At 71.4% G+C, this 25,778-nt stretch carries 23 protein-coding genes; 17 read left to right on the top strand and 6 right to left on the bottom strand.

Translation table 11 applies throughout. The features are described 5' to 3' along the window. Positions 1 to 274 precede the first annotated feature (274 nt). From ACMATS_RS13180 to ACMATS_RS13165, 4 genes are all read left to right on the top strand, one after another. Positions 275 to 790 carry a hypothetical protein gene (locus ACMATS_RS13180; RefSeq protein ID WP_390776459.1) on the top strand — a complete coding sequence of 172 codons (516 nt, stop codon included), beginning with the start codon at positions 275 to 277 and terminating at the stop codon, positions 788 to 790. Between the two features lie 98 nt (positions 791 to 888). Beyond that, entirely contained in the window at positions 889 to 2,490 is a 1,602-nt protein-coding gene (locus tag ACMATS_RS13175; protein WP_414167996.1) for a S1 family peptidase, read from the top strand. Positions 2,491 to 2,561: 71 nt separating this feature from the next. Continuing rightward, positions 2,562 to 4,439, top strand: coding sequence for an FG-GAP-like repeat-containing protein (locus ACMATS_RS13170; RefSeq protein ID WP_414167995.1), 1,878 nt, complete (start codon positions 2,562 to 2,564; stop codon positions 4,437 to 4,439). Positions 4,440 to 4,489: 50 nt separating this feature from the next. Then, positions 4,490 to 6,085, top strand: a complete 1,596-nt coding sequence (locus tag ACMATS_RS13165; RefSeq protein WP_414167994.1) for a lytic transglycosylase domain-containing protein — start codon at positions 4,490 to 4,492, stop codon at positions 6,083 to 6,085. A 3-nt stretch (positions 6,086 to 6,088) separates the two neighbouring features. Here ACMATS_RS13165 and ACMATS_RS13160 read toward each other — a convergent pair whose 3' ends face one another. Both ACMATS_RS13160 and ACMATS_RS13155 read right to left on the bottom strand, forming a co-directional pair. Then, a complete protein-coding gene (locus tag ACMATS_RS13160) occupies positions 6,089 to 6,853 on the bottom strand; it encodes an SDR family oxidoreductase (RefSeq protein ID WP_390776463.1) in 765 nt (254 codons plus the stop codon). 63 nt (positions 6,854 to 6,916) lie between these two features. Then, complete coding sequence (locus ACMATS_RS13155) at positions 6,917 to 7,609, bottom strand: ScbR family autoregulator-binding transcription factor (RefSeq protein ID WP_414167993.1); 693 nt, start codon at positions 7,607 to 7,609, stop codon at positions 6,917 to 6,919. A gap of 192 nt (positions 7,610 to 7,801) precedes the next feature. On the opposite strand from ACMATS_RS13155, the gene ACMATS_RS13150 reads away from it, so the two are divergent. After that, positions 7,802 to 8,263: a MarR family winged helix-turn-helix transcriptional regulator gene (locus ACMATS_RS13150; protein ID WP_414167992.1), complete on the top strand. Its 462-nt coding sequence runs from the start codon at positions 7,802 to 7,804 to the stop codon at positions 8,261 to 8,263. Positions 8,264 to 8,340: 77 nt separating this feature from the next. On the opposite strand, the gene ACMATS_RS13145 is transcribed toward ACMATS_RS13150, so the two are convergent. Then, complete coding sequence (locus tag ACMATS_RS13145) at positions 8,341 to 9,249, bottom strand: LAETG motif-containing sortase-dependent surface protein (protein ID WP_414167991.1); 909 nt, start codon at positions 9,247 to 9,249, stop codon at positions 8,341 to 8,343. An 89-nt stretch (positions 9,250 to 9,338) separates the two neighbouring features. Next, a complete protein-coding gene (locus ACMATS_RS13140) occupies positions 9,339 to 10,160 on the bottom strand; it encodes an AraC family transcriptional regulator (protein WP_414167990.1) in 822 nt (273 codons plus the stop codon). A gap of 50 nt (positions 10,161 to 10,210) precedes the next feature. On the opposite strand from ACMATS_RS13140, the gene ACMATS_RS13135 reads away from it, so the two are divergent. After that, positions 10,211 to 10,642: a DUF2000 domain-containing protein gene (locus tag ACMATS_RS13135; protein WP_171084284.1), complete on the top strand. Its 432-nt coding sequence runs from the start codon at positions 10,211 to 10,213 to the stop codon at positions 10,640 to 10,642. 49 nt (positions 10,643 to 10,691) lie between these two features. Further along, complete coding sequence (locus tag ACMATS_RS13130) at positions 10,692 to 11,687, top strand: DMT family transporter (protein WP_390776469.1); 996 nt, start codon at positions 10,692 to 10,694, stop codon at positions 11,685 to 11,687. Between the two features lie 26 nt (positions 11,688 to 11,713). Here ACMATS_RS13130 and ACMATS_RS13125 read toward each other — a convergent pair whose 3' ends face one another. Continuing rightward, complete coding sequence (locus ACMATS_RS13125) at positions 11,714 to 12,637, bottom strand: LysR family transcriptional regulator (protein ID WP_414167989.1); 924 nt, start codon at positions 12,635 to 12,637, stop codon at positions 11,714 to 11,716. A gap of 466 nt (positions 12,638 to 13,103) precedes the next feature. On the opposite strand from ACMATS_RS13125, the gene ACMATS_RS13120 reads away from it, so the two are divergent. From ACMATS_RS13120 to ACMATS_RS13075, 10 genes are all read left to right on the top strand, one after another. Further along, complete coding sequence (locus ACMATS_RS13120) at positions 13,104 to 15,050, top strand: BTAD domain-containing putative transcriptional regulator (protein WP_414167988.1); 1,947 nt, start codon at positions 13,104 to 13,106, stop codon at positions 15,048 to 15,050. Beyond that, complete coding sequence (locus ACMATS_RS13115; RefSeq protein WP_414167987.1) at positions 15,047 to 16,327, top strand: cation:proton antiporter; 1,281 nt, start codon at positions 15,047 to 15,049, stop codon at positions 16,325 to 16,327. Before ACMATS_RS13120 ends, ACMATS_RS13115 begins: the two co-directional genes overlap by 4 nt. Positions 16,328 to 16,475: 148 nt before the next feature. Next, positions 16,476 to 18,269, top strand: coding sequence for a 2-isopropylmalate synthase (locus ACMATS_RS13110; protein WP_390776473.1), 1,794 nt, complete (start codon positions 16,476 to 16,478; stop codon positions 18,267 to 18,269). A 33-nt stretch (positions 18,270 to 18,302) separates the two neighbouring features. Beyond that, complete coding sequence (locus ACMATS_RS13105) at positions 18,303 to 18,989, top strand: hypothetical protein (protein WP_414167986.1); 687 nt, start codon at positions 18,303 to 18,305, stop codon at positions 18,987 to 18,989. Beyond that, positions 18,990 to 20,561: an amino acid adenylation domain-containing protein gene (locus ACMATS_RS13100; RefSeq protein ID WP_391152594.1), complete on the top strand. Its 1,572-nt coding sequence runs from the start codon at positions 18,990 to 18,992 to the stop codon at positions 20,559 to 20,561. A 36-nt stretch (positions 20,562 to 20,597) separates the two neighbouring features. Beyond that, entirely contained in the window at positions 20,598 to 21,551 is a 954-nt protein-coding gene (locus ACMATS_RS13095; protein WP_414167985.1) for a chlorinating enzyme, read from the top strand. A 35-nt stretch (positions 21,552 to 21,586) separates the two neighbouring features. After that, complete coding sequence (locus tag ACMATS_RS13090; protein ID WP_390776477.1) at positions 21,587 to 21,814, top strand: phosphopantetheine-binding protein; 228 nt, start codon at positions 21,587 to 21,589, stop codon at positions 21,812 to 21,814. Positions 21,815 to 21,875: 61 nt separating this feature from the next. Further along, entirely contained in the window at positions 21,876 to 23,144 is a 1,269-nt protein-coding gene (locus ACMATS_RS13085) for an aminotransferase class I/II-fold pyridoxal phosphate-dependent enzyme (protein ID WP_414167984.1), read from the top strand. Positions 23,145 to 23,175: 31 nt separating this feature from the next. Continuing rightward, entirely contained in the window at positions 23,176 to 23,961 is a 786-nt protein-coding gene (locus ACMATS_RS13080; protein WP_414167983.1) for a thioesterase II family protein, read from the top strand. Next, a complete protein-coding gene (locus tag ACMATS_RS13075) occupies positions 23,948 to 24,328 on the top strand; it encodes a cupin domain-containing protein (protein ID WP_414167982.1) in 381 nt (126 codons plus the stop codon). Before ACMATS_RS13080 ends, ACMATS_RS13075 begins: the two co-directional genes overlap by 14 nt. 520 nt (positions 24,329 to 24,848) lie before the next feature. On the opposite strand, the gene ACMATS_RS13070 is transcribed toward ACMATS_RS13075, so the two are convergent. Next, positions 24,849 to 25,616: a GntR family transcriptional regulator gene (locus ACMATS_RS13070; protein ID WP_414167981.1), complete on the bottom strand. Its 768-nt coding sequence runs from the start codon at positions 25,614 to 25,616 to the stop codon at positions 24,849 to 24,851. Positions 25,617 to 25,778 lie beyond the last annotated feature (162 nt).

The raw sequence follows: 25,778 nt of genomic DNA, 5'->3' as shown, positions 1-25,778 counted from the left end.
CTGGTCGACTCCGAACTGCCCTCGTAGAGGGTGAAGTTGAACCTGGAGCTTCATCTCTGAGTGCAGCGCGATGTAGGTGCAGGGGTTCGTGTGTGGCTTCGGTCACGCCTTGCAGATTGTCGATCCGGCATGCCTGGTGATAGCTGTTTAACCCTGTCGGTTCGGGGGTGTGCCCCCAACGCGTCACTCTGGCGGACTGGTTCCGCATCTCTACTTGTCTGCCTCTGTCGATGAACTGTGGTAGACGAGCCGTATCTCAGTGAAAGATCTACAGATGAAGACCCCTTCACGCTCGCTGGCCCTGGTTCTGGCGGGCGGCACCCTGCTGTTGGCCGGAGTAGCCCACGCTGCCGGTACTGGCGCGTCGGCAGCGCCAGTGGCGACGGCAGTGCCGACGTCCAGCAAGTCCGGCCAAATGCCTTCGGCTGTCGAAGATTTCTCCTATCCCAACGCGGCAAAGATCCTCGCGGAGAAGGGCCTGAAACTTAAGCGTGGAGACGGCAACATCACGCTGGCTGAGTGCGACAGCTCCCCCGATCTGTTGAAATTCATCGCTCGTGATCGGGATGATTTCTGCTTCCGTGTCAAGGGCAACAAGGGTTACCTCAGCCTCGAAGTTCCGGCTGTCACAGGAGTGCAGACCAAGGAGCGCACTGCACGCGTCGAGATGACTGTCGAGGACAAGACCAAGTCCTATGACATCGGCAAGAACAAGTGGCAGGGCGTCGGTGAGACCACGGACCCGGCAGGGCGTGAGCACGTACTCGTGGAGATCGTCACAGGGAAGTAGATCGCGCCCCATTTCGACAGTCGCCGCCCCGCCCGGCGTCGAGAGACTGCTTGCGGAACGCTCGGGAAACTCGGATGAACACCAATCAAGGAATACATATGCCTGTAAAGCGTCCACGCGCCGTGTGGATCGCAGGGCTCCTCGCAGTGGCTGTCGGAGCCGGTCTGCTCACCGCCGCGCCAGCGAGTGCCGTCGTGGGTGACATAGCCAAGGACGGCGCGTACGCCTTCACCGCGAAGCTCGACATAGGCAACGGCGAGCGCAGCTGCGCCGCAGCCCTTGTCGAGAAGCAGTGGCTCGTCACCGCAGCCAGTTGCTTCGCCGACGGCTCCGCTCAGGGCGGCCAGATCGCCGCTGGTGCACCCAAGCTCAAGACGACGGCGACCATTGGCCGCACGGATATGTCCGGGCAAACCGGTCAGGTCCAGAGCGTCGTCGAGCTAGTCCCCCGCGAGGACCGTGACCTGGTGATGGCCAAGCTGGCCAAGCCCGTCACCGGCATCGCCCCCGTCGAGGTCGGCGCCAAGGCACCGGCCCAGGGCGAGGAGCTGCGGGTTGCCGGTTACGGCCGGACCAAGGACGAGTGGGTTCCCGACCGGCTCCACACCTCGCAGTTCACCGTCGGTTCGGTCAAGAACACCGCCGTCGAGCTCGCGGGCAAGACGGCCGACGCCGCCGTCTGCAAGGGCGACACCGGTGGCCCCGCCATCCGTGAGACGAACGGCAAGGCCGAGCTCGCCGCCGTCAACAGCATCTCCTGGCAAGGCGGTTGCTTCGGCAACGAGGACGAGACCCGCAAGGGCGCCGTCGATACCCGTGTCGACGACATCGCCGGGTGGATCCAGTCCGTCTCCTCCCGCACCCTCCTCCCGCGCTCGCAGTGGAAGTACGCCACGTACACCGCCTCCGGCTACTTCACCGGCGGCTCCAATGACGGCAAGCGCCGCATGGACCTCTTCGTCGTCTGGAAGGACGGCGAGGCCAGCCTCTTCCAGGGTGCCGACCACGACGATCCGAAGCAGCCCTTCTCGGCCGAGTACCAGATCGAGAAGCCCGGCAGCTACTGGACGCGCGCACGCGCCGTCACCGGTGGCAAGTTCACCGAGGACGGTTCCGACGGCATCACCGTCCGTTGGGAGAACGGCAAGGTGTCGACGTTCATGCACGTCGACCGGAACGGTGTCCACGACGAGAAGACGCTCCGCCCCGGCGGTGGCGACAACCCGTTCTGGAAGAACGCCCGGCTCATCACGGCCGGCCGCTACACCGAGAACTCCCTGCGCGACGACCTGCTCGTCCTCTGGGAGGACGGGTCGACCTCGATGTACTCCGACATCGGGACCAAGGGACTCAGCGGCTGGACGCAGCTGACCAAGGCCGACAACGGCTGGAAGAACGCCGCGCAGATCAGTGCCGGTGAGTTCACCGGCAAGAAGACCGCCGACCTCCTCATCCGGTGGAACGACGGTCAGGCGCAGGTCTTCCCCGGCGTCGACACCGCCGGTTACCACGGCAGCCGGGTCACCATCCGGCCCGTCGGGTCCGCGTGGAAGAACTCGCAGACGTTGACGGTGGGTTCGTTCACCGCTGCCGCCAACCGGCCGAACGACATCCTCATGGGATGGAACGACGGCAACCTCAGCTACTACCCGGGCGTCGACACCGCCGGCACCCACGGTGAGGTTCAGCTCGTCGGCTGAGCCCCCCAGCACATCACGTGGGCCGCTCGCTCCGGCGGCGGCCCACCCCCCCACCCCCCAAGGAAACGCACATGTTCGGCCGCGCCTCGCGCTCCCGCTCCCTCCTGGCCGCAGGGTTTCTCTCCACCGTCGTCGGTGCCACCGCACTGACCGTCGCCCCCGCGCACGCCGTCGTCGGTGACGCCGCCAAGGACGGGGAGTTCGCCGCCACCGTCAAGCTCGACATCGGCGAGGGCAAGCGCGGCTGCTCCGGCACGCTCGTCGACGAGCAGTGGGTGCTCACCGCCGGCAGTTGCTTCGCCGACGACCCCCAGGCCGTCACGGCCGGTGCGCCGCAGCTCAAGACCACCGCCACCGTCGGGCGTGCCGACCTTGCCACCGAGGCCGGGCAGGTTCGTGACGTGGTCGAGCTGATCCCGCGCGCCGACCGTGACCTCGTCATGGCCAAGCTCGCCGCCCCCGTCACCGGCGTTGCGCCCGCCAAGCTCGCCACCAGCGCCCCCGGCAAGGGGGACGCGCTGAGCATCGCCGGGTACGGGCGCACCAAGGACGAGTGGGTGCCCGACCGCGTGCACTCCGGTGCCTTCGGCGTCGACGCCGTGAAGGGTGCCACCCTCGATGTGACCGGCAAGCAGGGTGCCGTCTGCAAGGGCGACACCGGTGGTCCCGCGCTCCGTACCAAGGACGGCCGGCAGGAGCTCGCCGGCGTCAGCAGCACCTCCTGGCAGGGCGGGTGCTTCGGCAGCGACGACTCCGAGACCCGCAAGGGCGCCGTCGAGAGCCGCGTCGACGACGTCAACCACTGGATCCAGCAGGTTCGTTCGCTGCCCAAGCGCTCCATGACCGCCACCGGTGACTTCGACGGCGACGGCAAGACCGACCTCGCGAGGCTCGTCGACTACGGGCCGTCCAAGGACGGGCGCAACCAGGCCGCGCTCTGGGTCTACACCGCCGACGGCAAGGGCGGCTTCAACGAGCCGCGCACCGTGTGGGAGTCCGGCGCCAAGGACAGCTGGAACTGGGAGGCGAGCAAGCTCGTCGCCGGTGATTTCAACGGTGACGGCAAGGCGGACCTCGGCGTCCTCTACCGCTACGGCAAGACGTCCGACGGCCGGAACGAAACCGGTCTGTGGACCTTCACGAGCGAGGGTGCCGACGGCTTCGAGGCCCCGCGGAAGGTCTGGGAGAGCGGCAAGGACAGCTGGAACTGGGACGCCAGCAAGATTGTCGCCGGTGACTTCAACGGCGACGGCAAGTCCGATCTCGCCGTGCTCTACAACTACGGCAAGACCTCCGACGGGCGCAACGAGTCCGCCCTCATGACCTTCACCAGCAACGGCGACGGCTTCGACGCTCCCCGCAAGGTGTGGGAGAGCGGCAAGGGCAGCTGGAACTGGAACACCAGCAAGCTCGCCGCCGGTGACTTCAACGGTGACGGGAAGACCGACTTGGCCGTTCTTTACGGCTACGGCAAGACTGCCGACGGGCGTAACGAGTCCGCCCTGTGGTTCACCGCGAACAACTCCAACGGCTTCAACGAGCCGCGCAAGGTGTGGGAGAGCGGGAAGGACAGCTGGAACTGGGACGCGAGCAAGATTGTCGCCGGTGACTTCAACGGCGACGGGAAGACCGACCTGGCCGTCCTGTACGGCTACGACAAGACCTCCGACGGTCGTAACCGCACTGCCCTTTGGGTCTTCGACGGCAGCAAGAACGGCTTCGACGCACCCCGCAAGGTGTGGGAGTCCGGTGCCAAGGACAGCTGGAACTGGAACGTCAGCGAGCCGGCCGCCGGTGACTTCGACGGTGACGGCAAGACCGACATCAGCGTGACGTACGACTACGGGCAGGGTGCCGACGGCCGCGTCGGGACCGGTCTGTGGACCGTCACCAGCAAGGGCGCCGACGGTTTCGAGGCCCCCCGCAAGGTCTGGAACAACAGCCTGTAGCCGTGCCCGCGCCCCTCACGGGGCGCGGTTCCCCTTCGTCGAGGAACCCCATGAAGTTCGTCACCCCCCGCACCCGCCGCGGCCTTTGTGGGGTCGCCCTCGCCGCCTCGCTCTCCACGGCCGCGGCCGCCGGGCCGCTCACCGCGAGCGCCGACCCCGCTGCCCCCGGGCAGGACAGCCCGCAGGCCGCGCCGTCGCGCGGTGTGCCCAACCTCGCCCTCCCCGACCTCCGGAAGCCCGGTGTGCAGCCGGGGCCCTCCGCCGCCGGGGACGCCGGGATTCCCGCGACCGCCCTGGACGCGTACAAGAAGGCCGCGGAGGCGCTCGCGGGCAGTCAGCCCGGGTGCCGCATTCCCTGGGAACTGGTCGCCGGGATCGGGCGGGTCGAGTCCGTGCACGCCTCGGGGTACGGGCTGCGCGAGGACGGGTCCACCGAGACGCCCATCCGCGGGCCCCGGCTCGACGGGAAGCAGTTCGCGCTCATCCGGGACACCGACGGCGGGCGCTGGGACGGGGACACCGAGTACGACCGGGCCGTCGGGCCCACCCAGTTCATCCCCTCCACATGGGCCGCCTGGGGTGCCGACGGCAACGGCGACGGGGTCAAGGACCCCAACAACATCTACGACGCCGCCCTCGGCACCGCCCGTTACCTCTGCGCCGGCGACCGGGATCTCGACAATCCCGCCGACCTCGACCGGGCCATCCTCAGCTACAACAACTCGCGGGAATACGTCAACGCTGTGATGGAATGGATGCGGACGTACCAGGGCGGCAACGCCACCGCCATTCCCAACGACACTCCGGCCACCCCGCATCGGCCCGACCCGGCGGTTCCGAGGGTCACGGCCGTCTCCGTCAAGTCCGGGGCCGGAAGCACCGTTTCGCGGCCTGTCACTCCCGTTCCCACTCCCCAGCCCAAGCCCGACCCCAAGCCGGACCCCACACCCGTCCCCAAGCCCACCCCCGACCTCACCCCCACCCGGCTCGACGTCCTCGGGTCCGACCGGATCGGTGCCGAGACCGGGCAGGTGCTCCGGGACCGGTTCCGCGTCCGGTCCGGCAACCGCAGCGGCCAGGCCGTTCCCCGGCAGGACGTCACCTTCGAGATCGTGGGGGACGACACCGACGCCCGGTTCCCCGGCGGTGGCAAGAGCGTCACCGTCGCCACCGACGGTCAGGGCATCGCCGTCGCCCCGCCCCTCCACACCGGGGACCGGCCCGGCACCTTCACCGTCCGGGCCCGGGCCGCAGGGCGGGACGCCGGGTTCCAGGTGATGCTCCGGCTCCCGGCCACCGCCACGGCCGACCTTCTCCGGGTGGCCGGCGAGCGGCCCCTGAGCACCGTCGCCGGTACCGAATTCCCCGGTCCCGTACGCATCGAGGCCACCCGCCACGGGCAGCCCGCCCTCGGGACGCGGATCACCGCGACCCTGGACGGCAGCAGTGATGAGGCGCCGTACTTCACGGACGCGGACGGTGCCCCCGTCCGCACCCTCGTCCTCCCCGCCCCCGGCTCCGACGGCCTCGTCACGCTGCCCGTCCTCCACGCCGGCCGGAACCCCGGCACCTACGTCCTGCGCCTCACCACGCCCGAAGGCGTCACGCTGGACGTGCCGTTGACGGTCATGACCCCTGAGTCATGACCGTCACAGCTTCGAGCCGCCCGTGGCGTCGATCCGCTGCCCGGTGATCCAGCGGCCCGCGTCCGACGCGAGGAACGCGATCACGTCGGCGATGTCCTGCGGCACGCCCATCCGCCGGAACACCGAGAAGGCCGCCAACTGCTCCCGCGCCTCGGGGGACTGGCGCATCGCCGCGTTCATGTCCGTCTCGACGAAGCCGGGCGCCACGCAGTTGACCGTGATGCCCCGGCTGCCGAGCTGCTGGGCCAGGGCCAGGGTCATGACGTCGACGGCGCCCTTGGTCATTCCGTAGACGATGGCGTCGGGGAAGGCGTGGCGCGTCACCGCCGAGGTGAGGTTGATGATGCGGCCGTTGTCGCGCATGCGCTCCAGGCCCTGCCGGATGACGAACAGCGGGGCCTTGGCGTTGACGGCGAAGAGGTCGTCGAAGTGCTCCGGCGTGACGTCGGTGATCCCCCGCATCGTGCCGTCGGCCGCGTTGTTGACGAGGATGTCGAGGCCGGGTTCGGCGCCGAGCTCCTTCAGGCCCGCGTCGAAGGCGACGTACAGCTCCGTCACCGCGTCGGGTTCGCCGAGGTGCGCACGGACCGGGAACGCCCGGCCGCCCTCCGCCTCGATCGCGGCGACGGTCTCTCTCGCTGCCGCCTCGTTGCTGCCGTAGTGGACGGCCACGAGCGCGCCCTGGCGGGCGAGTTCCTCGGCCGTGCCGCGGCCGATGCCGCGGCTGGATCCGGTGACGAGCGCGGTCTTGCCTTGCAGTGCACCCATGAGTGATGCATTCCCCCGTGATTGATGTGTGTGCGTGCGTGCTGATGCGGCCGGTTCGGTCCGTCAGACGGTCTCGGCGGCCCCGTCGATCTCGTCGATCTCGGCGATCCCGGCGGTCTCTTCCGCCTCGCGTCCGCTCTCCTCGACCAGCCGCGCACCCCGCTCCGGCGAGGTGTCCAGCCGGCCCAGGACACCCGGCGCCGCGATGCCCGGCAGGATGAGCTCGTAGAGCAGGGCCGTCCGCCGCTCCAGGTCCGCCATGCCGTCCGCCGCCTCCGAGAAGAGCTGCGTGCCGGTGAACGCGCCCACCATCGTCTGGGCGGTCAGGACCGGGTCGACGTGCGGCAGGACTTCGCCCTGTTCCTTGGCCGCGGCCAGCACGGCCGCGGTGTGCTCGACCCATACGGGCCACGGCAGGCCGAAGAACCGCTGCGCGCTCTGGTCCGCGGCGATGCGGGCCGCGCCGCGCAGGAGCGGTTCGCGGGGCAGTCGGTGGGCGAGGATCAGGCCCGTGTCCACGAAGGACTGGAGCTTGATCAGCTGCTCCGGCGGCGGTTCGGTCACCGCGTGCTCGAGGACGTCGCGGGCCAGGTCCTCCTTGGACGGGAAGTGGAAGTAGAGCGCGCCCTTGGTGACCCCGGCCCGGTCGAGGATCTCGGTGATGGTCGCGGCCTCGTAGCCGCGGTCGGCGAAGACCTCCGCCGCCGCTTCGAGCACCGCCTGCCGGGTACGGAGCGCACGTTCCTGCCGTGCCATGCGGGCCTCCTGGTGTGACGGTGGCCCACGGTGGCCCTCGGTGCGACCGTGCGAAAAAACCGGTCGGTCCGTATCTTACGAGCCCCGCCCCGGTCTTCGTCTCCGGGCTCTCCGCGGAGCGGCTCCGGGGGCGGTTCGCCGGGTACCGTTCCGCGCACCAGGCGGAACACCGACGGTTGTGGAGAATCAGGCATGGCTGCTGCGCGAGGGCGCCGGGACAACGAGGTCGAACTCTGGCGGCAGTTGGTGGTGCTCACCAACCGCATCGGCAACACCCTGGACAGGCGGCTGCAGCGCGGCCACGGCGTCGGCGTCGCCGAGTACACCGCCTTGACGGTGATGCGGGACGCGGAGAAGACCGGCGGCGTGCGGATGCAGGACCTCGCCGATGCGGTGGGGCTGAGCCAGCCGACCGTGAGCAGGCTCGTCACGCGGCTGGAGAACGGCGGGCTGGCCACGCGGTCCATCAGCGACGAGGGCCGGCGGGTCATGTACGCGCGGATTACCCCGCAGGGCAAGGCCGTTGTGGCCGAGGCGGCCGGGACCTTCCAGAAGGAGATCACCACGGCGCTGGACGTGGCGGCCTTCGACGAGCGGACGGCCGCGCTGGTGGCGCGGCTGCGGCACGACCCGGGGGCGGCCGCGGGGGAGTGAGGCCGGGGGCGCGGGGAGGTGTGTTGGCGGAGGTGTGAACCCCGCCCGATACGGGCGGGGTTCACACCCGGGCGACGTCAGCCGCGCGAGGCGGAGCGGCGGCGCGCGGCGACCACCATGCCGGTGCCCGCCACGAGGGCGGCGGCGCTGCCGCCGATCAGCCACGGCGTCTCGTTGCCGGCACCGGTGGCGGCCAGCTGGGTGGTGTCACCGCTGCCGGAGGCGGTGTTGTCGCCGCCGGTCGCGGGGGCGGGGCTGGGGCTCGCGGAGGCGCTGGCGCTTGCGCTCGGGCTTGCGCTGGGCGCGGGGCTGTCGGAGGGGCTCGGCTTGGCCGAGGAGGGCGACACCGTGGGCTCGTTGGACTTGTCGCCGCCGTGGGTGTTCGGCTCGGGCGAGGGGGATGCGGGCTGGGCCTCCACGGCGATGTGGGGGAGCTTCGTATTCGTCACGCCGGAGGCCTCCACCATCACGTTGGCCTCGGGGTGCGCCGGGAAGGCGGCGTCCAGACGGATACGCAGCTTGATGGTGCGCTTCTCACCCTTCTCGAGCTTCCCGTCCTTCACCTCGCCGAACACGGAGCCGTAGGCGGAGGGCTTGTAGACCGAGCGCCACTTCGTGTCCGCGCCCTGGTATTCGAGTTCTGACTTGTCCGCCTTTGAGTGGTCCTTGTTGTCGAAAACATCGTTGAGGACGAACGAGAGCGAGAACTCCTCGACGGCCTTGCCCTTGGTGTTGTCGATGATGAAGGAGAACTCCGTCCAGTCCTTGGCCCCGGCGACAAGCTTCTTGGGGAGGTCCGGGAAGGTCAGGACGGCCTTGGCCTCCTGCTCCGTCTGTGCGGCCGGGCCACCCGCCTGCTGCCCGGTGGCCGTCTGGGCCGACGGCTGCACGGTGTTGCCGTCGTCGGCGAGGGCCGGCGTGGCGAGGAAGACGGCAGGGGCGAGGGAGACGGCGGCCGCGACCGTCGCTATTCGGGACAGCTTCATGCGAGCAACCTCTGTGTGTGACGAGACGGGACACTTGGTACGGGGGTGATGGTAATGGCCGTATAAACGCCCCGTTGCGCAGATCGCACTTACCGGCCGCCGCCGCCCGTCCCGCGGACCGTGCGGGCGTACCACCCCGGCCCGACGCCCACGATCCGCTTGAAGTTCCTTGCCAGGTGCGACTGGTCGCAGAAGCCCGTGCTCGCGGCCACCGCGGGCGCGGGCCGGCCCTCCAGCAGGAGGCGCCGGGCTCGGTCCACGCGACAGGCGGTCAGGTACTGGTGGGGGGCGATGCCGAACTCGCGGCTGAACGCCCGGACGAGATGGGTGGGATGGGCGTGCAGCAGGCCCGCCGCCTCCTGGAGGGGCAGACCCTCGGGGACGCGCTCGTCCAGGAGGTCGCGCAGCCGGTGGGCGAGGCCGCTCTGGTCCGGGCGGGGCGGGGCCGGGGGGACGCGGCGGCCCAGGTGCCGCAGGAGGCGCTCGCAGATGAGGGCGAGGCGGGACTCCGCCTCCAGGTCCTCGCCGGGTTCGGCGAGCACGGTGTGCAGTTGGTGGATGCGCCGCCGTAACAGCGGGTCGTCCAGGGCGGGTCCGTCCACGGCCCGGCCGATGTGCTCCACGCCCAGCACGTCCGCGTCCAGGTACAGCACCCGCTTGCGGAACCCGTGCGGGGTCGCCGGGCAGCCGTTGTGCGGCACGTGCGGGGGGAGCAGGGTGACCAAGTCGCTCAGGGCGCCGTGCTCGTGGCGGTCCAGGTCGTAACGGACCATGCCGTCGTCGACGATCAGCAGCGTCCACGTGTCGTGCGCGTGCATGGGGTAGACGTGGTCGGTGAAGTGGGCGTGGAGGACTTCGGCGACCCCGGCCACGGCCGGCCGCCACGCCGTGAGGTCGGGGCGGGCAACCATGCAAAGATCGTACAAGACCGGGGTCGTTGTACCAGGTCACAATCCGGTGCATGGAAACCGAGAACGCGCCCGTCCGCTTCGACACCAAGATCGCCGTCCTGCTGCGCGACGACCTGCACACCTGGCAGCGCCTGAACGTCACGGCCTTCCTGGTCAGCGGTATCGGCACCGCGCTCCCCGAAGTGATCGGCGAGCCCTACGGGGACGCCGACGGTACGGAGTACCTGTCGATGTTCCGGCAGCCCGTGCTCGTCTTCGAAGGCTCGAAGGAGCTCCTGACGACGGCGCACGGCCGGGCCCTGGGCCGCGGGATCCCGCTCTCCGTCTTCACCTCGGACCTGTTCACGACCAACAACGACCGCGACAACCGCGCCGCGGTGCGCGCCGTGGGCAAGGACCAGCTCGACCTGGTCGGCATCGCCCTCTACGGGCCGCGCAACGGCGTGGACAAGGTGCTCAAGGGCGCCACGATGCACCCCTGATCCGAGCCCCTGAACCGCCCCGACGGACCGTCAGACTGGAGCGAGCAGCGTGTCCGAGACGACCGCGCAACGACGCGACCCTGTCGATGCCCACCTCTACCTGCTGGCCACGATGGCGTTCTTCGGCAGCGCCTTCACCAGTTCCAAGGTGGTCGTGGGGCAGGTCCCGCACCAGGTGGCGGCGGCGCTGCGGTTCGGCGGCGGGGCCGTGATCCTGCTGCTGATCCTGGCCGTGGCCGGACGCAGATCCGGTGCCTTCGTGTGGCGGGAGGCCGTACGGGCCGGACTCGTCGGGCTGTTGGGTGTCTTCGCCTACAACCTCTTCTTCTTCTGGGGCCTGTCGCTCGCGCCGTCCGTCGACGGCAGCATCATCGTCCCGGTGCTCAGCCCGGTCCTCACCACGACCGCGCTGCTCGTGATGGGCAAGGAGACCGCGTCCGTCCCGCGCATCGCCGGGCTCGTGCTCGGCGTGGCCGGAGCCGTCGTCTTCTTCCTCGGCATCGGCGACGCGGCCGGGGGCGTGAGCGGGGAGCGGCTGACGGGAGACCTCGTCTACCTGCTGGGCGCGGCCGCCTGGGCGGCCTACAGCATCACCTCGAAGCGGGTGCTGGCCGGTATCGAGCCGCTGCGGGCCACCACCTACGGCACGGTCGCCGGCGCGTTCGGACTGGTGCTGCTGGCCCTGCCCAGCGTGCCCGACACCCACTGGAGCAGCCTCCCGGCGAGCACCTGGGCCAACGTCGCCTACCTGGCCGTCGGCCCGACCGCCATCGCCTACCTCTGCTTCTACCGGGGCCTGCGCAGCGTCAGCCCCTCGACGGCCACGGTGATGATGTTCGCGGTCCCGGTCTTCGGGGTGACCAGCTCGGTGCTCTTCCTGGGCGAGTCGTTCACGGCGACCCAGGTGGCGGGCGGTGTCGTGATGCTGGCAGGCGCCCTGCTGGCCGTGACCCAGGGACGGTTCGCGCGTGCCGGACGGAAGGCGGCGCCCGCGCCGCAGGCCTCCCCGTCGGCCGTGGCTCCGGAAGGCGCACGGGCGAACTGAACGGTCCGGACGTCCCCGGTGCGCCCTCAGCGGCCGCTCACGGCACCGGGGTCGTCCGGATCCGGGCCACGGGCGACCCGCGCGTGCCGGACCAGCACCTCGACGAACCCGGCGACCACCGGACCGGGAGCGGCGGAGGTGTACGCGAACAGGGGCTGCCGGACCGGTGGGTCCGGCAGCACGGTGTGTCCCGTGAAGTGCGGTGGGAGGAGATAGGCCGGGACGAGCGCGGGGCCCAGCCCCGATGCGGCCAGCCAGGGCGTGGCCGCGCTCTGTTCGGTCTGCACGGCGCTCTTCGGAGTGAAACCGGCCGCCGCACAGGCGTCGTCGAGGACGGCGCTCAGGGTGCTGCCCGGCGCCAGGCGCACCCAGGCCCGGTCGGCGAGTTCGGCGAGGGGCAGGACCCCGGCAGGGTGTGCCGCGGCCGTGTCGCCGGGCGGCAGCACCACCACGAACTCCGCCACGCCGATCAGGCGCCGGGCCCCGTGCCAGCCGTCCAGCACGGGGCCGATCGCGATGTCGGCGCGGCCCTCGCCGAGTGCGGCCGCGAGGTCCTCGGCACGGCGGTGTTCCGTCAGCCGCACTTCCATCGCCGGATGGCTCTCGTGCCAGGCGCGCAGCACGGGCGGCAGCAGCCCGAGGCTGACCGAGTCCAGTGCGGCCAGCTGCAGTTCGCTCCCGAGCCCGCTCACGGCCCTGGCGGCCGCCGGACGGATCCGGTCCGCTTCGGCCACCGCGGCGCGCACGTGGGGCTGTATCGCCTGCCCCAGGGCCGTCAGCCGCAACGGCCGGGCCTCCCGCTCCACCAGCGACCCCCCGCAGAACCGCTCCAGGGCCTGTAACTGGCGTGACAGGGCCGGTTGCGAGATGTGCAGGCGCTGTGCGGCCCGCGTGAAGGAGCCTTCCTCCACGATGGCGAGCATGTACTGGAGCTGGCGCAGGGTCACCATGATCAGAAGTTATACGACCATGCCGACTAGGACTTGGACTGGAAGCCGCGGGTCCGGCAGGGTCGTGCTGTCGGCGACGAGGGCCGTCCTCACCAGGGCGGCGGAATCGGCGCGGAGGCCCACCGGCTGCCTCGCGGGCTGACGTTCAGCACTGCACGTCTTCAGCACTGCACGTCCTCAGCACTGCAGGTCTTGAGCACTGCACGTCTTCGCGCCCTGCAGCATCTGCACCTCTGCATCTGCACCTCTGCATCTGCACCTCTGCAACCGCACTGCCGTTCCGCGTACTCGTACCGCCGCCTTTCCGGTTCCGTTTCCCCTGCCCGGACCGTGCTCCGCGCACCGGCACCGGCGGCGACGGCGAGCGCTTCGCCCCCTCATCGGCTCGAATCCCCGCTGTCCGGCCGCCCGTTGTGGTCCGGTGTCCGGACCGTCCCTCGCACAGCATTCGAAGGTTGGCGTGCCTATGTCTGTTGCCGAATTCCGGGTCCTCGGACCGCTCTCCTTGTCGATAGCCGGGCAGTCGGTCCCGCTGCACGGCGCCAAACAACAAGTCATCCTCGGCACACTGCTGTTGTGCCACGGCCGGCGGGTCTCCCTGGCCCGGCTCGCGGACACCGTCTGGGAGCACCATCCGCCGGTCACCGCCCGCAAACAGATCCGCAATGCCGTCTCCGGACTCCGGGGCGTGCTGCAGGCGGCCGGAGCCGCCGTCAGCCACGAGGCCGACGGCTACCGGCTCGACATCGGCGACGCCGCCCTCGACGCCCGGACGTTCCAGGAGCACTGCGCCCGGGCACGCTTCTGCCTGGAGCAGGGCCAGGACGACGACGCCGGGACGGAGTTGCGCGCGGCGCTGTCCCTGTGGCGGGGGCCCGTGCTGTCCGGGCTCGACCGGTCCGGGCTGCGGGCGCAGACCGCCGTCCTGGAGGAGCAGCGGCTGGCCGTCCTGGAGGAGTGGGCGGAGCTGGAGCTGGCCCGGGGCCGGCACGCCGCCCTGATCGGCGAGCTGTCCGCCGTGGTGGCCGAACACCCGCTCCGGGAACGGCTGGTGGCGCAGTTCGTCCTGGCCCTCTTCCACTCCGGGGACCGGGCCCGCGCCTTCGCCGTCCACGAGCGCACCCGCCGGAAGCTCGCGGACACCCTCGGCCTCGACCCCGGCCCCGAGCTCCAGGACGCCCACCAGCGCATGCTGGCCGACGACGCGGGCGCCCCCGGCCCGGCCCCCGCGCCGGTCCCGGAGCGCACCGCCGTCCCGCGGGCGCAGCTGCCCGGCAACCTGCCCGCCGACCTGCGGCACTTCACCGGCCGGGCCGCCGTCCGCCGCCGGCTGCTCGATCTCGCCTGCCGGGACGACGGCCCGGGGGCGGTGCGCACCGCCCTGATCGAGGGCATGGCCGGGGTGGGCAAGACCGCCCTCGCCGTGCACGTCGCCCACCGGCTCACGCCCCGCTACCCCGACGGCGCCCTCTTCCTCGACCTGTGCGGGCACAGCACCGCGGCGGCACCCCTGTCCCCGGCCGCGGCGCTGGTGCAACTGCTGCGCGCGGCAGGCGTGGAGACGGGCGGGCCCGGCGCGGTGGAGGGCCTCTCGGTCGCGGAGCTGTCGGGCCTGTGGCGTTCCTGGCTCGCCGGGCGCAGCGTGCTGCTGGTCCTGGACGACGCGGCCGGCACCGACCAGATCCGCCCGCTGCTGGCGGACGGCGCCGGCTGTCTGACCCTCGTCACCAGCCGCCGCAGCCTGACCGGGCTGTCCGCGGCCCGCCCGCACTTCCTGGATCCCTTCTCGCGCGAGGAGGCCCGCGAGCTCTTCCGGCGCCTGGCCGACGACGGCTCCGGGCGGCCCACCGGACGGCAGGAGGCGCGGCCGGACGAGGTGGACGGCCTGCTCGGGCACTGTGACGACCACCCGCTCGCCATCGCGGCCGCGGCGGCCAAGCTGCGCCACCGGCCCGCCTGGAGCGTGGGTTACCTCGCCGCCCGTCTCGCCGACCCGGACCGGCGTCTGGCCGAACTCCGCACCGAGGACGGCGGCCTGCTGAACCGCATCGACCTCTCCTGCTCCGGCCTCCATCCCGACCAGCAACGGCTGTTGAGACTGCTCGGCCTGATGGTCACCCCGGTGGTGAACGCCCACAGTGCCGCGGCGCTGTGCGGCCTTCCGGTGCAGCGCACCGAGGAACTGCTGGAAGGGCTGGTGGACGAGCACCTGCTGCAGCAGCCCGAGGCCGGCCACTACCGGGTGCCCGGCCTCGTGCAGGCCTATTGCCGTCAGCTGTCGCGCCGGCTGGACACCCCAGAGGACCGCGAGTCCGCATTCAAGGGGCTGCACGACTTTTACCTGGAACGCCAGTTGATCCTCTCCTACGCGGGCGACCCCTGCCCTCTTCAGCCTTCTTGGGACTCCATATGACCGGGCACCTCCAGACGGACTTCTTCCTCGCCCTGGCCCTCGCCCTCACCGCCGCCCGGCTCTGCGGCGCGGCGGCCCGGCGGATCGGACAGCCTCCCGTGGTCGGCGAGATATTCGCCGGCATCCTCCTCAGCCCCACCGTGCTGACCGCGCCGGTGAGCCACACCCTCATCCCGGGCGGCGTGCGGCCGCTCCTCGAAGGGCTGGCCAGCATCGGCCTCGCCATTTTCATGTTCACGGTCGGGTACGAACTCGACCTCGCCCTGTTGCGGGGCCGCAGGCGGGCCGCGCTGACCCTGGCGGCGGGGTCGTTCGTCGTCCCGCTGGCGGCCGGAGTGCTGCTGGCCGTGCCGCTGGCCCGTACGTACGCGCCGGGGAACCGCACGGGCTTCGTGCTGTTCCTCGGGGTGGCCATGTCGGTCACGGCGTTCCCCGTGCTGGCCCGCATCCTGACCGACCGCGGCCTCAACACCAGGCCGCTCGGCGGGATCACGCTCGCCGCGGCAGCGGTGGGCGACGTGGCGGCGTGGCTGTGCCTGGCGGCCGTCGTGGCGTTCTGCGGTGCGGCGGGGCAGTGGCACGTGATGTTCCTGCCCCTCTACGCGGCGGTCCTGTGGTGCGCCGTGCGCCCGCTGTTCCGGCGGCTGTCGGCGCGCACGGCGCTCGGCGGCGAACTGCCCGCCGGGCTCCTCCCGGCGCTCACCGTGGCGCTGGCGGCGTCGTGCGCGGCCACCGAGTGGATGGGCGTGCACTTCATCTTCGGCGCCTTCGCCCTCGGCGCGGTCCTGCCGAAGACGGGCCCGCAGCAGCTGCGCACCCGGCTCGTCGAGCAACTGGAGCACGCCGGCTCGCACTTCCTCCTGCCGCTGTACTTCATCGTGGCCGGGACCAAGGTGGACCTTTCGGGGACCGGCCCCGGGCTGCTCGGCACGCTGCTGGCGGTGGTGGCGGTCGCGGTGGCCTCCAAGGCGGCGGGCGCCTACGCCGGGGCACGGGTGTCGGGCACGGGACACCGGACGGCGCTGCCCATCGCCGTGCTGATGAACACCCGTGGGCTGACGGAGATCGTCATCGTCACCGTCGGACTCCAGATGCACCTCATCGACGAGCGGTTCTACTCGATCATGATGATCACGGCCGTGGTCACCACGGCCATGACCGGCCCGCTGCTCAACCTGGTGCGCGACGGCGCCGGGGGCGGCCCGGGAACCGCCGCGACCGGGGCACCGGCCGCTCCCCGGCCGGCCGAGGCCGTTTCGAGGACGCGCCGGGGCTGAGCCGGGGACGGGCCGGGGACGGCCGGGACGGGCCGGGGAGACGGCGGGGACGGATCGGGGACGGCCCTTCCTACGGTCGTCGTGTCACTCACCGACCACCTGACACACCCGCCGACGGGCATCCCGCCCGACGCTCAGGGAGGCAGGAATGCCCCAGATCCCTCCGTCCCCGCCCGCCCCCCGGCTCCGCCGCCCGGCCGGCCCGTCCCGGGCCGACCAGCCGTGGTGGAACACCCAGCGGGCGTCCGCGATGCCCGTCCACCGCTACGTCCGCACCGGATCCCGGCTGCCGGAGCCGCCGGCCGAACGCGCCTGGCCCGGCCGGCGGCTCGACCGCGCGCCCCTGTGGGCCTCGGTCGACCTGCGGGACGGCAACCAGGCGCTGGCCAGCCCCATGGACATCGCGCGCAAGAGCCGGATGTTCGACCTCCTGGTGGGGATGGGCTTCAAGGAGATCGAGGTCGGCTACCCCTCGGCCAGCGACGCCGACTTCGCCTTCGTCCGCCGGCTGATCACCCGGGACCTGGTCCCCGACGACGTCACCATCTCCGTCTTCACGCCCGCCCGGCCCGAGTTGATCGACCGGACCTTCGAGGCGGTCGCCGGGTCCGACCGGGCCATGGTGCACCTGTGCCACGCCACGGCCTGCCTGTGGCGCGAGGTCGTCTTCGCCATGACCCCGGCCGAGGTGCGGCGGATGGCGGTCTCCTCCGCCCGGCACGTGGCCCGGCGCGCCGACGCGGCCAAGGGCTCGCGGCTGCGCTTCGAGTACTCGCCGGAGACGTTCAACGTCACGGAACCGGAGTTCGCCCTCGAACTCTCCCAGGCCGTGGCGTCCGTCTGGGACGCGTCCCCCGACCGGCCCGTCACCCTCAACCTGCCGACCACCGTCGAGACGGACACCCCGGACGTCTTCGCCGACCAGGTCGAGTGGATGCACCGCAACCTGGACGACCGGGAGTCCTTCATCCTCTCGGTGCACCCGCACAACGACCGCGGCACCGCCGTCGCCTCCGGCGAACTGGCCCTGATGGCCGGTGCCGACCGGGTCGAGGGCACGCTGTTCGGCAACGGCGAACGGACCGGCAACGTCTGCCTGGCGACCATGGCGCTGAACCTCTTCAGCCAGGGCGTCGACCCCCAGCTCGACTTCTCCGACATCGACGGCATCCGTGCCACCGTCGAGCACTGCAACCAGATCCCCGTGCACACGCGCCACCCCTACGCCGGCGACCTGGTCTACACCGCCTTCTCCGGAACCCACCAGGACGCCATCGCCAAGGGCCTGGCCGCCGTCGGGGCCCGGGCCGCGGCCGCCGGCGTCCCCGCGCGGGACACCCACTGGGAGGTCCCCTACCTGCCCATCGACCCCCAGGACGTGGGGCGCAGCTACGAGTCCGTGGTGCGGGTCAACAGCCAGTCCGGCAAGGGCGGCATCGCCCACATCCTCAAGCACGGGTACGGCCTGGACATCCCGCGCGGGCTGCGCGTGGAGCTGGCGCGCACCGTGCAGAAGGTCGCCGACGCCGAGGGGATCGAGCTGACCTCGCGCGACCTGTGGGCCGTCCTCAAGCGCGAGTACCTCGAACCGCGGTCGCTGGGACTGCTGTTGAAGGAGTTCCGCACGAAGGTGCGCGGCGGGACGACGCTGGTGCGGGCCTCCGTCGTGGAGGCCGACGGCCGCGAGACGTCCGTCGAGGGCACCGGCGCGCACGCGGCGGAGGCCTTCGCCACCGCCGTGGCCCGGCTCGGCCTCGACGTCGCCCTCGTCACCGTGACGCACCACCCCCTCGCCGACAGCCACGGCGAACGCACCGTCGCCTACGCGGAGATGAACGTCGGAGGGGTGACCGTCCACGGCGTCGGGCTCGACCCGGACCCCGATGCGGCCCTGGTGAACTCCGTGCTCTCGGCCGTCAACCGGGTGCTGGACCCGTCGTAGCGGACGGCGGGGAACGGCGAGGGGAACACGGACATGGACAGCACGTTCATCGAGACGCCCAAGAGCGTGGAACGCGACTGCTTCGTCTACACGGCGCGCAGCGCGCTCGACCTCGACGGCGTCGCACGGATCCGGGCGGCCGAGCCGTACGACCTGTTCGGGATGGCCACGGCCGGCCCCGGCGACGACCGCGACGACGTCTTCGCGCCGCACACCGTGCACATGCTGACGATGGTCGACGGCCACGTGGTCGCCGCCGCCGAGCTGGTGGTCGGCTCCCCGCTCGGGCTGCCCGCCGACGCGGGCAGCGCGCTGGGCGGCGCCCTGCACAGGAACCGGCGCACCGCCCAGTTCCGGCGCCCCGTCGTGCCGGCCGCCGTCCGCCGGCGCACCTGGCCCGAGCTGCCGTTCGGCGTCGTCGGCGGCATGGTGAAGGCCTGCCTGCAGTGGAGCGTCGTCAACGACATCGGCCACGTCGTGGCGGACGTCGCCGACCGCAGGGCCGCCGCCGCGCTCGGGAGCCTCGGCTTCGAGGAGCCCGCCGGGGCCGGGCCGCTGCTGCTGCGGGTGAGCGGGCTGGTCTCGCGCTCCTTCCGGTCCGTCCGGCCCTTCTACCGCTACCTGCTGGCGTTCGACGAAAGCGTTCTTGTCGAGACCTTCCGCCCGACCCTGGCCCCGCCCCTGCCACCGCCGGTGCGGGTGCCGGAGAGGACCCCCTGAATGACTCTGAAGGGCCTGCGCGCGCCGCTGCCCGACGACACCGCCGTCCACCGCGTCGTCGAGGCCCACGCCCGCAGAAATCCGCTCGGCACCGCCCTCACCTGCGGCGACGAGCAGCTCACCTACGCCGAACTCAATGCGCGGGCCAACCGGTTCGCCCACCACCTGCTCGGTCTCGGTGTCGGCCGCGGCACGGTCGTCGGCGTCTGCCTGGACCGCACGCCGGAGCTGATGGTCGCCATCCTGGGCATCCTCAAGTCCGGTGCCGCCTACTCCCCGCTGGACCCCACCTACCCCCGCGAGCGGCTGGAGCTGATGCTCGCGAACCTGGGCCGGCTCGAACTCACCGTGGTCTCACCGGCCACCCGTGACCTCATCGGGCACGACCACACCAAGGTGCTCGACATCGAGGAGCTCGCACCCCGCCTCGACGCCCGGCCCGCCGGGAACCCGGACACCGACGTGACGGGCGACGACCTCTGCTACGTGGTCTTCACCTCGGGATCCACCGGCACCCCCAAGGCCGTCGCGGTCCGCCACGAGGGCTGGTACAACCTGCTCAACTGGCTGGCCCTGGAGTACGGGCTGGACGAGCGGTCGAGCGGCCTGAGCGTCAGCTCGTTCGGCTTCGACATCAGCCAACGCGGCCTGATGGCCCCGCTGTTCACGGGCGCCCCGCTGCACCTGCTGCCCAGCCGCAGCTTCGACGTGGGCATGGCCCACCGGATCATCGGCAGACGCGGAGTGCGCACGCTCCACTGCGCCCCCAGCACGCTCTACCTGCTGATCGAACGGGACCTGGCCGAGTCTCCCCGCGGCGGCCCGCTGACCGGCGTCGACCACGTCTTCATCGGCGGCGAGCCGCTGTCGGTGCCCCGCGTCGAGGAGTGGGCGACCCTGGAGGGCAACACCTGCACCCTCCTGCACCAGTACGGCGTGGCCGAGTGCACCGACGTGGCCTCCTCGTACGCCCTCCACGACTACCCCCGCCACCGCACGGGCTCCGCCCCGGTCGGCCGCCCGGTGTACAACACCGAGATCCGCCTCATGGACGAGACCGACGACGGCCTCGTCGAGGTGCCGGACGGAGAGACCGGCGAGATCTGCATCTCCGGAACCAGCGTCGGCGAGGGCTACCTCAACGCCTCGCCCGCCGACGCGGAACGCTTCACGACGTTCGGCACGGGCGGCGCGCAGGTGCGGCTCTACCGGACCGGCGACCGCGGATACGCCGACCCCGACGGCAACCTCGTCGTCGTCGGGCGGGTCGACGCCCAGGTGAAGATCCGCGGCATGCGCATGGACCTGGGAGACGTCGAACACGGCGTGCGCGCGAACGCCGCGGTGGAGGACGCCGTCGTCCTCGCCCTGCCCGGGAACGACGGCGAGGCCCGGCTGGTGGCCTTCGTCGTCCCGGCCGCCGCGCCGCTCGACACCAGGGCCCTGCGCGCCGGACTGCTGGCGGCACTGCCGCGGAACATGGTCCCGGAGCGGTTCGTCGAGCTGTCCGCCCTCCCCCTGAACCCCAACGGAAAGACCGACCGCAAGGCACTCGCCGCCTCGGTCCGGTGACCCGACCGCCCCTTCCCGCAGAGGAGTTGACCCCGCGTGACCACAGCCCAGCGCCCCGAGCCGGCCGCACAGATCTCCGGCAACGCCGTGGTGCCCGACGACATCAAGGCCGACATCGAGCAGTTCGGCCGGGACGGCTTCATCGGCCCGATCAAGCTCTACGAGCCCGAGGAGGCGGCCGAGCTGATCCGCGAGATACGGATCAACAACCACGTCACCGACCGTGCGCTGTACAAGAACAGCGTCAACTACGACCGCCACTACGACATCCCGCAGCTGACCCGGCACGTCACCCACCCGACCATCGTCAAGTACCTCAACGCGATCCTCGGCCCGGACGTCCTGCTGTGGCGCACCGAGTGGTTCCCGAAGTTCCCCGGGGCCAAGGCCACCGAGTGGCACCAGGTCCGCGACTACAGCTACGCGAACGGCAAACCGCAGCTGCTGCCCACGGAGTCGGACTGGAACGCCTACATCGACATCACCGTGTGGACCACCTTCACACCGGCCACCAGGGACCGGGCCTGCATGAAGTTCGTGCGCGGCTCGCAGCGCGAGTGGATCTTCGACGAGCACAAGGCGACGCAGAGCGGCCGCAGCGACGACTACGACGTCGCCCACGCCGACACCGGCTTCTTCGGCTACAACTTCTCGGACTTCGCGGTCGACCCCGACTGGGAGCCGCGGCCCGAGGACGTCGTGGAGCTGGAGATGAAGCCGGGCGAGGCGGTCATCTTCACGGCCTCGTGCGTGCACGGCTCCACGCCCAACCTCACCGAGCGCGAGACGCGGTTCGCCATCGCCGGGCGCTATGTGCCGACGCACGTCCGCGTCTACCCCGGCCAGGACTCCTTCACCGCGCACGGCGCCACCTTCGACCTGTCGGAGTACGGCAGCGTGCTCGTCTCCGGCGAGAACACCTTCGACCACAACCGGATCCGTACGGAGAACAACCACGGCGAGAAGTTCGCCGTCCGCACGGCCCGCTGACCCCCGACCCCGCACTGCGCAGAGAGGACCGCAAGGTGATCGCCGAGACGATCCACGGCATCTGGAGCCGTGAGCTGAAGCTGGAGAGCTTCTCGAACGACGACGACTTCTTCGAACTGGGCGGCCATTCGCTGATCATGACCAGGATCCAGCAGGCCATCGCCGCCGAGCTGGGCACCGAGGTCCCGATGGACGAGCTGTTCCGCAGGTCGACGGTCGCGGGCATCGCGGCCCACATCGAGGCGCTCCAGCAGGTCGCCTGAACCTCCGCGGGCCCTGTCACGGGGCAGGGCCCGCCCTCACCGGGGAACGGAAACGCAACCGATGCAGCTCTCCAGTTGGGGCACCACCATGTCCCGCCTGTCCGGCATCCGCAGCATCATGGACGACATCGCCGCCACGGCCGGCCGGCAGTCGGACGGCGCGTGGTGCAACCTCAGCCCGGGCAACCCGGCGCACATCCCGGAGGTCGTCGACACCTGGCGCCGCCTGGCCGGCGAGGCCCTGCGCGAGGACTTCTTCGCGGCCGGCGGCCAGTACGGCCCGTCGCGCGGCACGAACGCGCTCGTCGACGCCGTCGTCCGGTACTTCGACGCCGCCTACGGCTGGGGGATCGGCCCCGAGAACGTCGTCGTCGGCCCCGGCAGCCAACTGCTCGCCTACATGGCCGTCAACGCCTTCACCGGACCCACGGCCGGGGGCGAGCGCGAGCTGGTCCTGCCCTGCGTGCCGGACTACACCGGTTACCAGGGCCTGAGCATGGCCGAGGGCGGCACCGCCGGCGTCGAACCCGTGGTGGTGCACGAGGACGAACGGCGCTTCCGGTACGCCGTCGACCTGGACGCCGTGCGCCGCCGGACGTCCATGGGCGCGATGCTCGTCTCCAGTCCGGGCAACCCGACGGGCCGCTGCCTCGACGCGGCGGAACTGGACGGGCTGATCGCCATTGCCGAGGAGCGCGGCGTCCCGCTGATCGTCGACCACGCCTACGGACAGCCCTTCCCCCGCGTCGTCGACGCGCCGCTGGCACCGGTGTTCCACCCCCACGTCGTCAACTGCTTCACCTTCTCCAAGGCCGGACTGCCCGGCGAGCGCCTCGGCTTCGCCATCGGTCCGGCCGAAGTGATCGACGTCCTGGTGTCGTTCACGGCCAACGCGGCGCTGCACGCGCCGCAGCTCGTCCAGACGGCCGCCGCACGGGCCCTCGACAGCGGCGACATCGACGTCCTGGCGGCGAAGACCATCAACCCCTACTACCGGGCCAAGCGCCTTACGGCGGAAGAGCTGTTGCACGACCGCCTGCCGGAGTCGGTGGACTGGCGGCTGCACTCCAGCGACGGCGGCATGTTCTGCTGGCTGTGGATCGACCACCCCTGGTTCGACGACCTCGACGCCTACCGCGAACTCAAGAACCGGCAGGTCTTCGTCGTGCCCGGGCGGCACTTCTTCGTGCCGCCGCTCGACACGCCCTTCCTCGCCGGGCACGGCAGGCGCTGCATCCGGCTGAGCCTGAGCGGCGAGGAGGACGTCATCGCCCGCGGGATCACGTGCCTGGGCGATGTGCTGACGGAACAACAGCGGAACGCGGCCTGAGGACGTGAGGATCCGAGGAGAGGAGCATCCCATGCGATCGGGAACGTGGCTGCGGCGTCATGCCGCCGAGGGCGGGCAGACCGTCGCCCGGCTCGTGTGCTTCCCGCACGCCGGCGGCACGGCCGCCGCCTTCCAGGGCTGGCCCGCCCGGCTGCCCGCGGGCGTCGAGACCCTCGTGGTGCAGTACCCCGGCCGGCAGGACCGGATCAGCGAGCCCTGCATCGAGGACATGACGGAGATGGCCGACCGCGTCACCGCGGTGCTCCGCGACTGCTGCGACGTGCCGTTGGCCTTCTTCGGCCACAGCATGGGCTCGGGCCTCGCCTACGAGGTGGCCAGACGGCTGGAACGGGACCACGGGACCGTCGTCTCACGCCTCTTCGTCTCGTCCCGGACCGCCCCCCACCACGTGCACGGGGAGAAACGGCACCTGCTCTCCGACGAGGACCTCGTCGCCTCGATGCGCGCCCTGGGCGGCCCGGACGCCGAGGTCTACGACCACCCGCAGCTGCTGCCGCTCATCCTCCCGCCGCTCCGCGCGGACCTGCGCCTGCTGGACGCCTACCGGCCCGAACGGGCCGCGCTGCCCCGGATCCAGGCCCCCGTCACCGCCTGCGGGGGCGACAGCGACCACACCTGCCCCACGGCCGACCTGGCCCTGTGGGAGGAACTGACCACGGCGGGGGCCGAGGTTCGCATCCATCCCGGCGGGCATCACTTCCTGCGTACGCACGAGGCGGATGTGACGGACATGGTGTCCAAGCATCTGCTGACCCTGGTACAGACCCGAGGAGACACCACCGATGGCCCGTCCTGACACCCCGGTCAACCTGGCGGAGAAGCTCGAAAAGCTGGAGAAGCTCGACGCCTACTGGACTCCGAAGACCGTCATGGAGGTGAACGGGCTCGAGCTGAAAGTCTCCAGGTTCAAGGGCGAGTTCGTCTGGCACAGCCACGCGGAGGGCGACGAGCTCTTCCTGGTGCTCCGCGGCACGCTCACGATAGAACTGCGCGACCGGGACGCCGTGCGGCTGGGCCCGGGCGAGATGTTCGTGGTGCCCAAGGGCGTCGAGCACCGGCCGGTGACCCCCGAGGGCTGCGACGTCGTCCTCCTGGACCCGGAGGGGGCGCTGAACACGGGCGATGCGGGGGGTGCGCTGACGCGCGACGCGGAGTGGCTCTGACAGGTGTTTCGGGGCGCCCCGTCAGGGGCGCGGGGCTTGTCACATCATGCGGCTCCGCCGCGTGGGCGCGACCAGCCACCGTCGGCCCGCAGCCGACGCACCACCGGGGGACCCCCTTCGTCTGCGGGAGCATCGTGGCTGGTCGCGCAGTTCCCCGCGCCCCTTCGGGGCGCTACCCCGCAGGCCGCTGCAGCCGTGCCACGCTGTGTTGTCCCGGGGGCAACCCCCGGACCCCCGGCCCGTCCTGGTGCGGCCCGCGCTACCCCGTAGGCCGCTGCAGCCGTGCCACGCTGTGTTGTCCCGGGGGCAACCCCCGGACCCCCGGCCCGTCCTGGTGCGGCCCGTCCTACCCCGTAGGCCGCTGCAACCGTGCCACGCTGTGTTGTCCCGGGGGCAACCCCCGGACCCCCGGCCCGTCCTGGTGCGGCCCGTCCTACCCCGTAGGCCGCTGCAGCCGTGCCACGCTGTGTTGTCCCGGGGGCAACCCCCGGACCCCCGGCCCGTCCTGGTGCGGCCCGTCCTACCCCGTAGGCCGCTGCAACCGTGCCACGAACTTGTAGCGGTCCCCCCGGTACACCGACCGCACCCACTCCACCGGCCGGCCCTCCGCGTCGAGGGAGTGCCGGGAGAGCATCAGCATCGGCAGGCCCACGTCCGTGCCCAGCAGGCCCGCCTCGCGGGGGGTTGCCAGGGACGTCTCGATGGTCTCCTCCGCCTCCGCCAGGTGCACGTCGTAGACCTCCGCCAGGGCGGTGTAGAGCGACGTGTACTTCACCAGGCTCCGGCGCAGCGCCGGGAACCGCTTCGCCGAGAGGTGGGTCGTCTCGATGGCCATCGGCTCGCCGCTCGCCAGCCGCAGGCGTTCGATGCGCAGGACGCGGCCGCCCGGCACGATGTCCAGCAGCCCCGCCAGCCGGTCGTCGGCGGTGACGTAGCCGATGTCGAGGAGCTGCGAGGTGGGCTCCAGGCCCTGGGCCCGCATGTCCTCCGTGTAGGAGGTCAGTTGCAGCGCCTGCGAGACCTTGGGCTTCGCGACGAATGTCCCCTTGCCCTGGATGCGCTCCAGTCGTCCCTCGACGACCAGTTCCTGCAGGGCCTGCCGCACGGTGGTGCGGGAGGTGTCGAACTCGGCGGCGAGGGTGCGCTCCGGGGGCACGGGAGTGCCCGGGGGCAGGGTTTCGGTCATCTCCAGCAAGTGACGTTTGAGGCGGTAGTACTTGGGAACGCGGGCCGTCCGCGCACTGCTCGCGGCACTGCCGCTCTCCGCCGTACCACCCTCGGTTGCCATGGCGTGCCTTCCCGAGTCCGTTCCTGCTGCCGTCACCGGCTCCTCCGTTTATCGCGGTCACATGGTGGCACGGGCTGAGCCCGAGGGGCCCGTTGACGGCCGGGCCGGCCTCAGGTGTCGGTCCGGTAACGGAGCCGACAGCGACTCTTATACACCCTTGAC

The sequence above is a fragment of the Streptoverticillium reticulum genome (genome assembly GCF_047456005.1).
GTDB lineage: Bacteria > Actinomycetota > Actinomycetes > Streptomycetales > Streptomycetaceae > Streptomyces > Streptomyces reticulum.
The sequence above is the reverse complement of the archived record's forward strand: the minus strand, read 5'-3'. Positions and strand labels throughout refer to the sequence as shown.

Bases quoted from the DNA above. Each gene is read 5' to 3' on its own strand.
- ACMATS_RS13180 (WP_390776459.1), top strand. From the start codon at position 275: ATGAAGACCCCTTCACGCTCGCTGGCCCTGGTTCTGGCGGGCGGCACC.
- ACMATS_RS13175 (WP_414167996.1), top strand. From the start codon at position 889: ATGCCTGTAAAGCGTCCACGCGCCGTGTGGATCGCAGGGCTCCTCGCA.
- ACMATS_RS13170 (WP_414167995.1), top strand. From the start codon at position 2,562: ATGTTCGGCCGCGCCTCGCGCTCCCGCTCCCTCCTGGCCGCAGGGTTT.
- ACMATS_RS13165 (WP_414167994.1), top strand. From the start codon at position 4,490: ATGAAGTTCGTCACCCCCCGCACCCGCCGCGGCCTTTGTGGGGTCGCC.
- ACMATS_RS13160 (WP_390776463.1), bottom strand. From the start codon at position 6,853: ATGGGTGCACTGCAAGGCAAGACCGCGCTCGTCACCGGATCCAGCCGC.
- ACMATS_RS13155 (WP_414167993.1), bottom strand. From the start codon at position 7,609: ATGGCACGGCAGGAACGTGCGCTCCGTACCCGGCAGGCGGTGCTCGAA.
- ACMATS_RS13150 (WP_414167992.1), top strand. From the start codon at position 7,802: ATGGCTGCTGCGCGAGGGCGCCGGGACAACGAGGTCGAACTCTGGCGG.
- ACMATS_RS13145 (WP_414167991.1), bottom strand. From the start codon at position 9,249: ATGAAGCTGTCCCGAATAGCGACGGTCGCGGCCGCCGTCTCCCTCGCC.
- ACMATS_RS13140 (WP_414167990.1), bottom strand. From the start codon at position 10,160: ATGGTTGCCCGCCCCGACCTCACGGCGTGGCGGCCGGCCGTGGCCGGG.
- ACMATS_RS13135 (WP_171084284.1), top strand. From the start codon at position 10,211: ATGGAAACCGAGAACGCGCCCGTCCGCTTCGACACCAAGATCGCCGTC.
- ACMATS_RS13125 (WP_414167989.1), bottom strand. From the start codon at position 12,637: ATGGTGACCCTGCGCCAGCTCCAGTACATGCTCGCCATCGTGGAGGAA.
- ACMATS_RS13120 (WP_414167988.1), top strand. From the start codon at position 13,104: ATGTCTGTTGCCGAATTCCGGGTCCTCGGACCGCTCTCCTTGTCGATA.
- ACMATS_RS13115 (WP_414167987.1), top strand. From the start codon at position 15,047: ATGACCGGGCACCTCCAGACGGACTTCTTCCTCGCCCTGGCCCTCGCC.
- ACMATS_RS13110 (WP_390776473.1), top strand. From the start codon at position 16,476: ATGCCCCAGATCCCTCCGTCCCCGCCCGCCCCCCGGCTCCGCCGCCCG.
- ACMATS_RS13105 (WP_414167986.1), top strand. From the start codon at position 18,303: ATGGACAGCACGTTCATCGAGACGCCCAAGAGCGTGGAACGCGACTGC.
- ACMATS_RS13100 (WP_391152594.1), top strand. From the start codon at position 18,990: ATGACTCTGAAGGGCCTGCGCGCGCCGCTGCCCGACGACACCGCCGTC.
- ACMATS_RS13085 (WP_414167984.1), top strand. From the start codon at position 21,876: ATGCAGCTCTCCAGTTGGGGCACCACCATGTCCCGCCTGTCCGGCATC.
- ACMATS_RS13080 (WP_414167983.1), top strand. From the start codon at position 23,176: ATGCGATCGGGAACGTGGCTGCGGCGTCATGCCGCCGAGGGCGGGCAG.
- ACMATS_RS13075 (WP_414167982.1), top strand. From the start codon at position 23,948: ATGGCCCGTCCTGACACCCCGGTCAACCTGGCGGAGAAGCTCGAAAAG.
- ACMATS_RS13070 (WP_414167981.1), bottom strand. From the start codon at position 25,616: ATGGCAACCGAGGGTGGTACGGCGGAGAGCGGCAGTGCCGCGAGCAGT.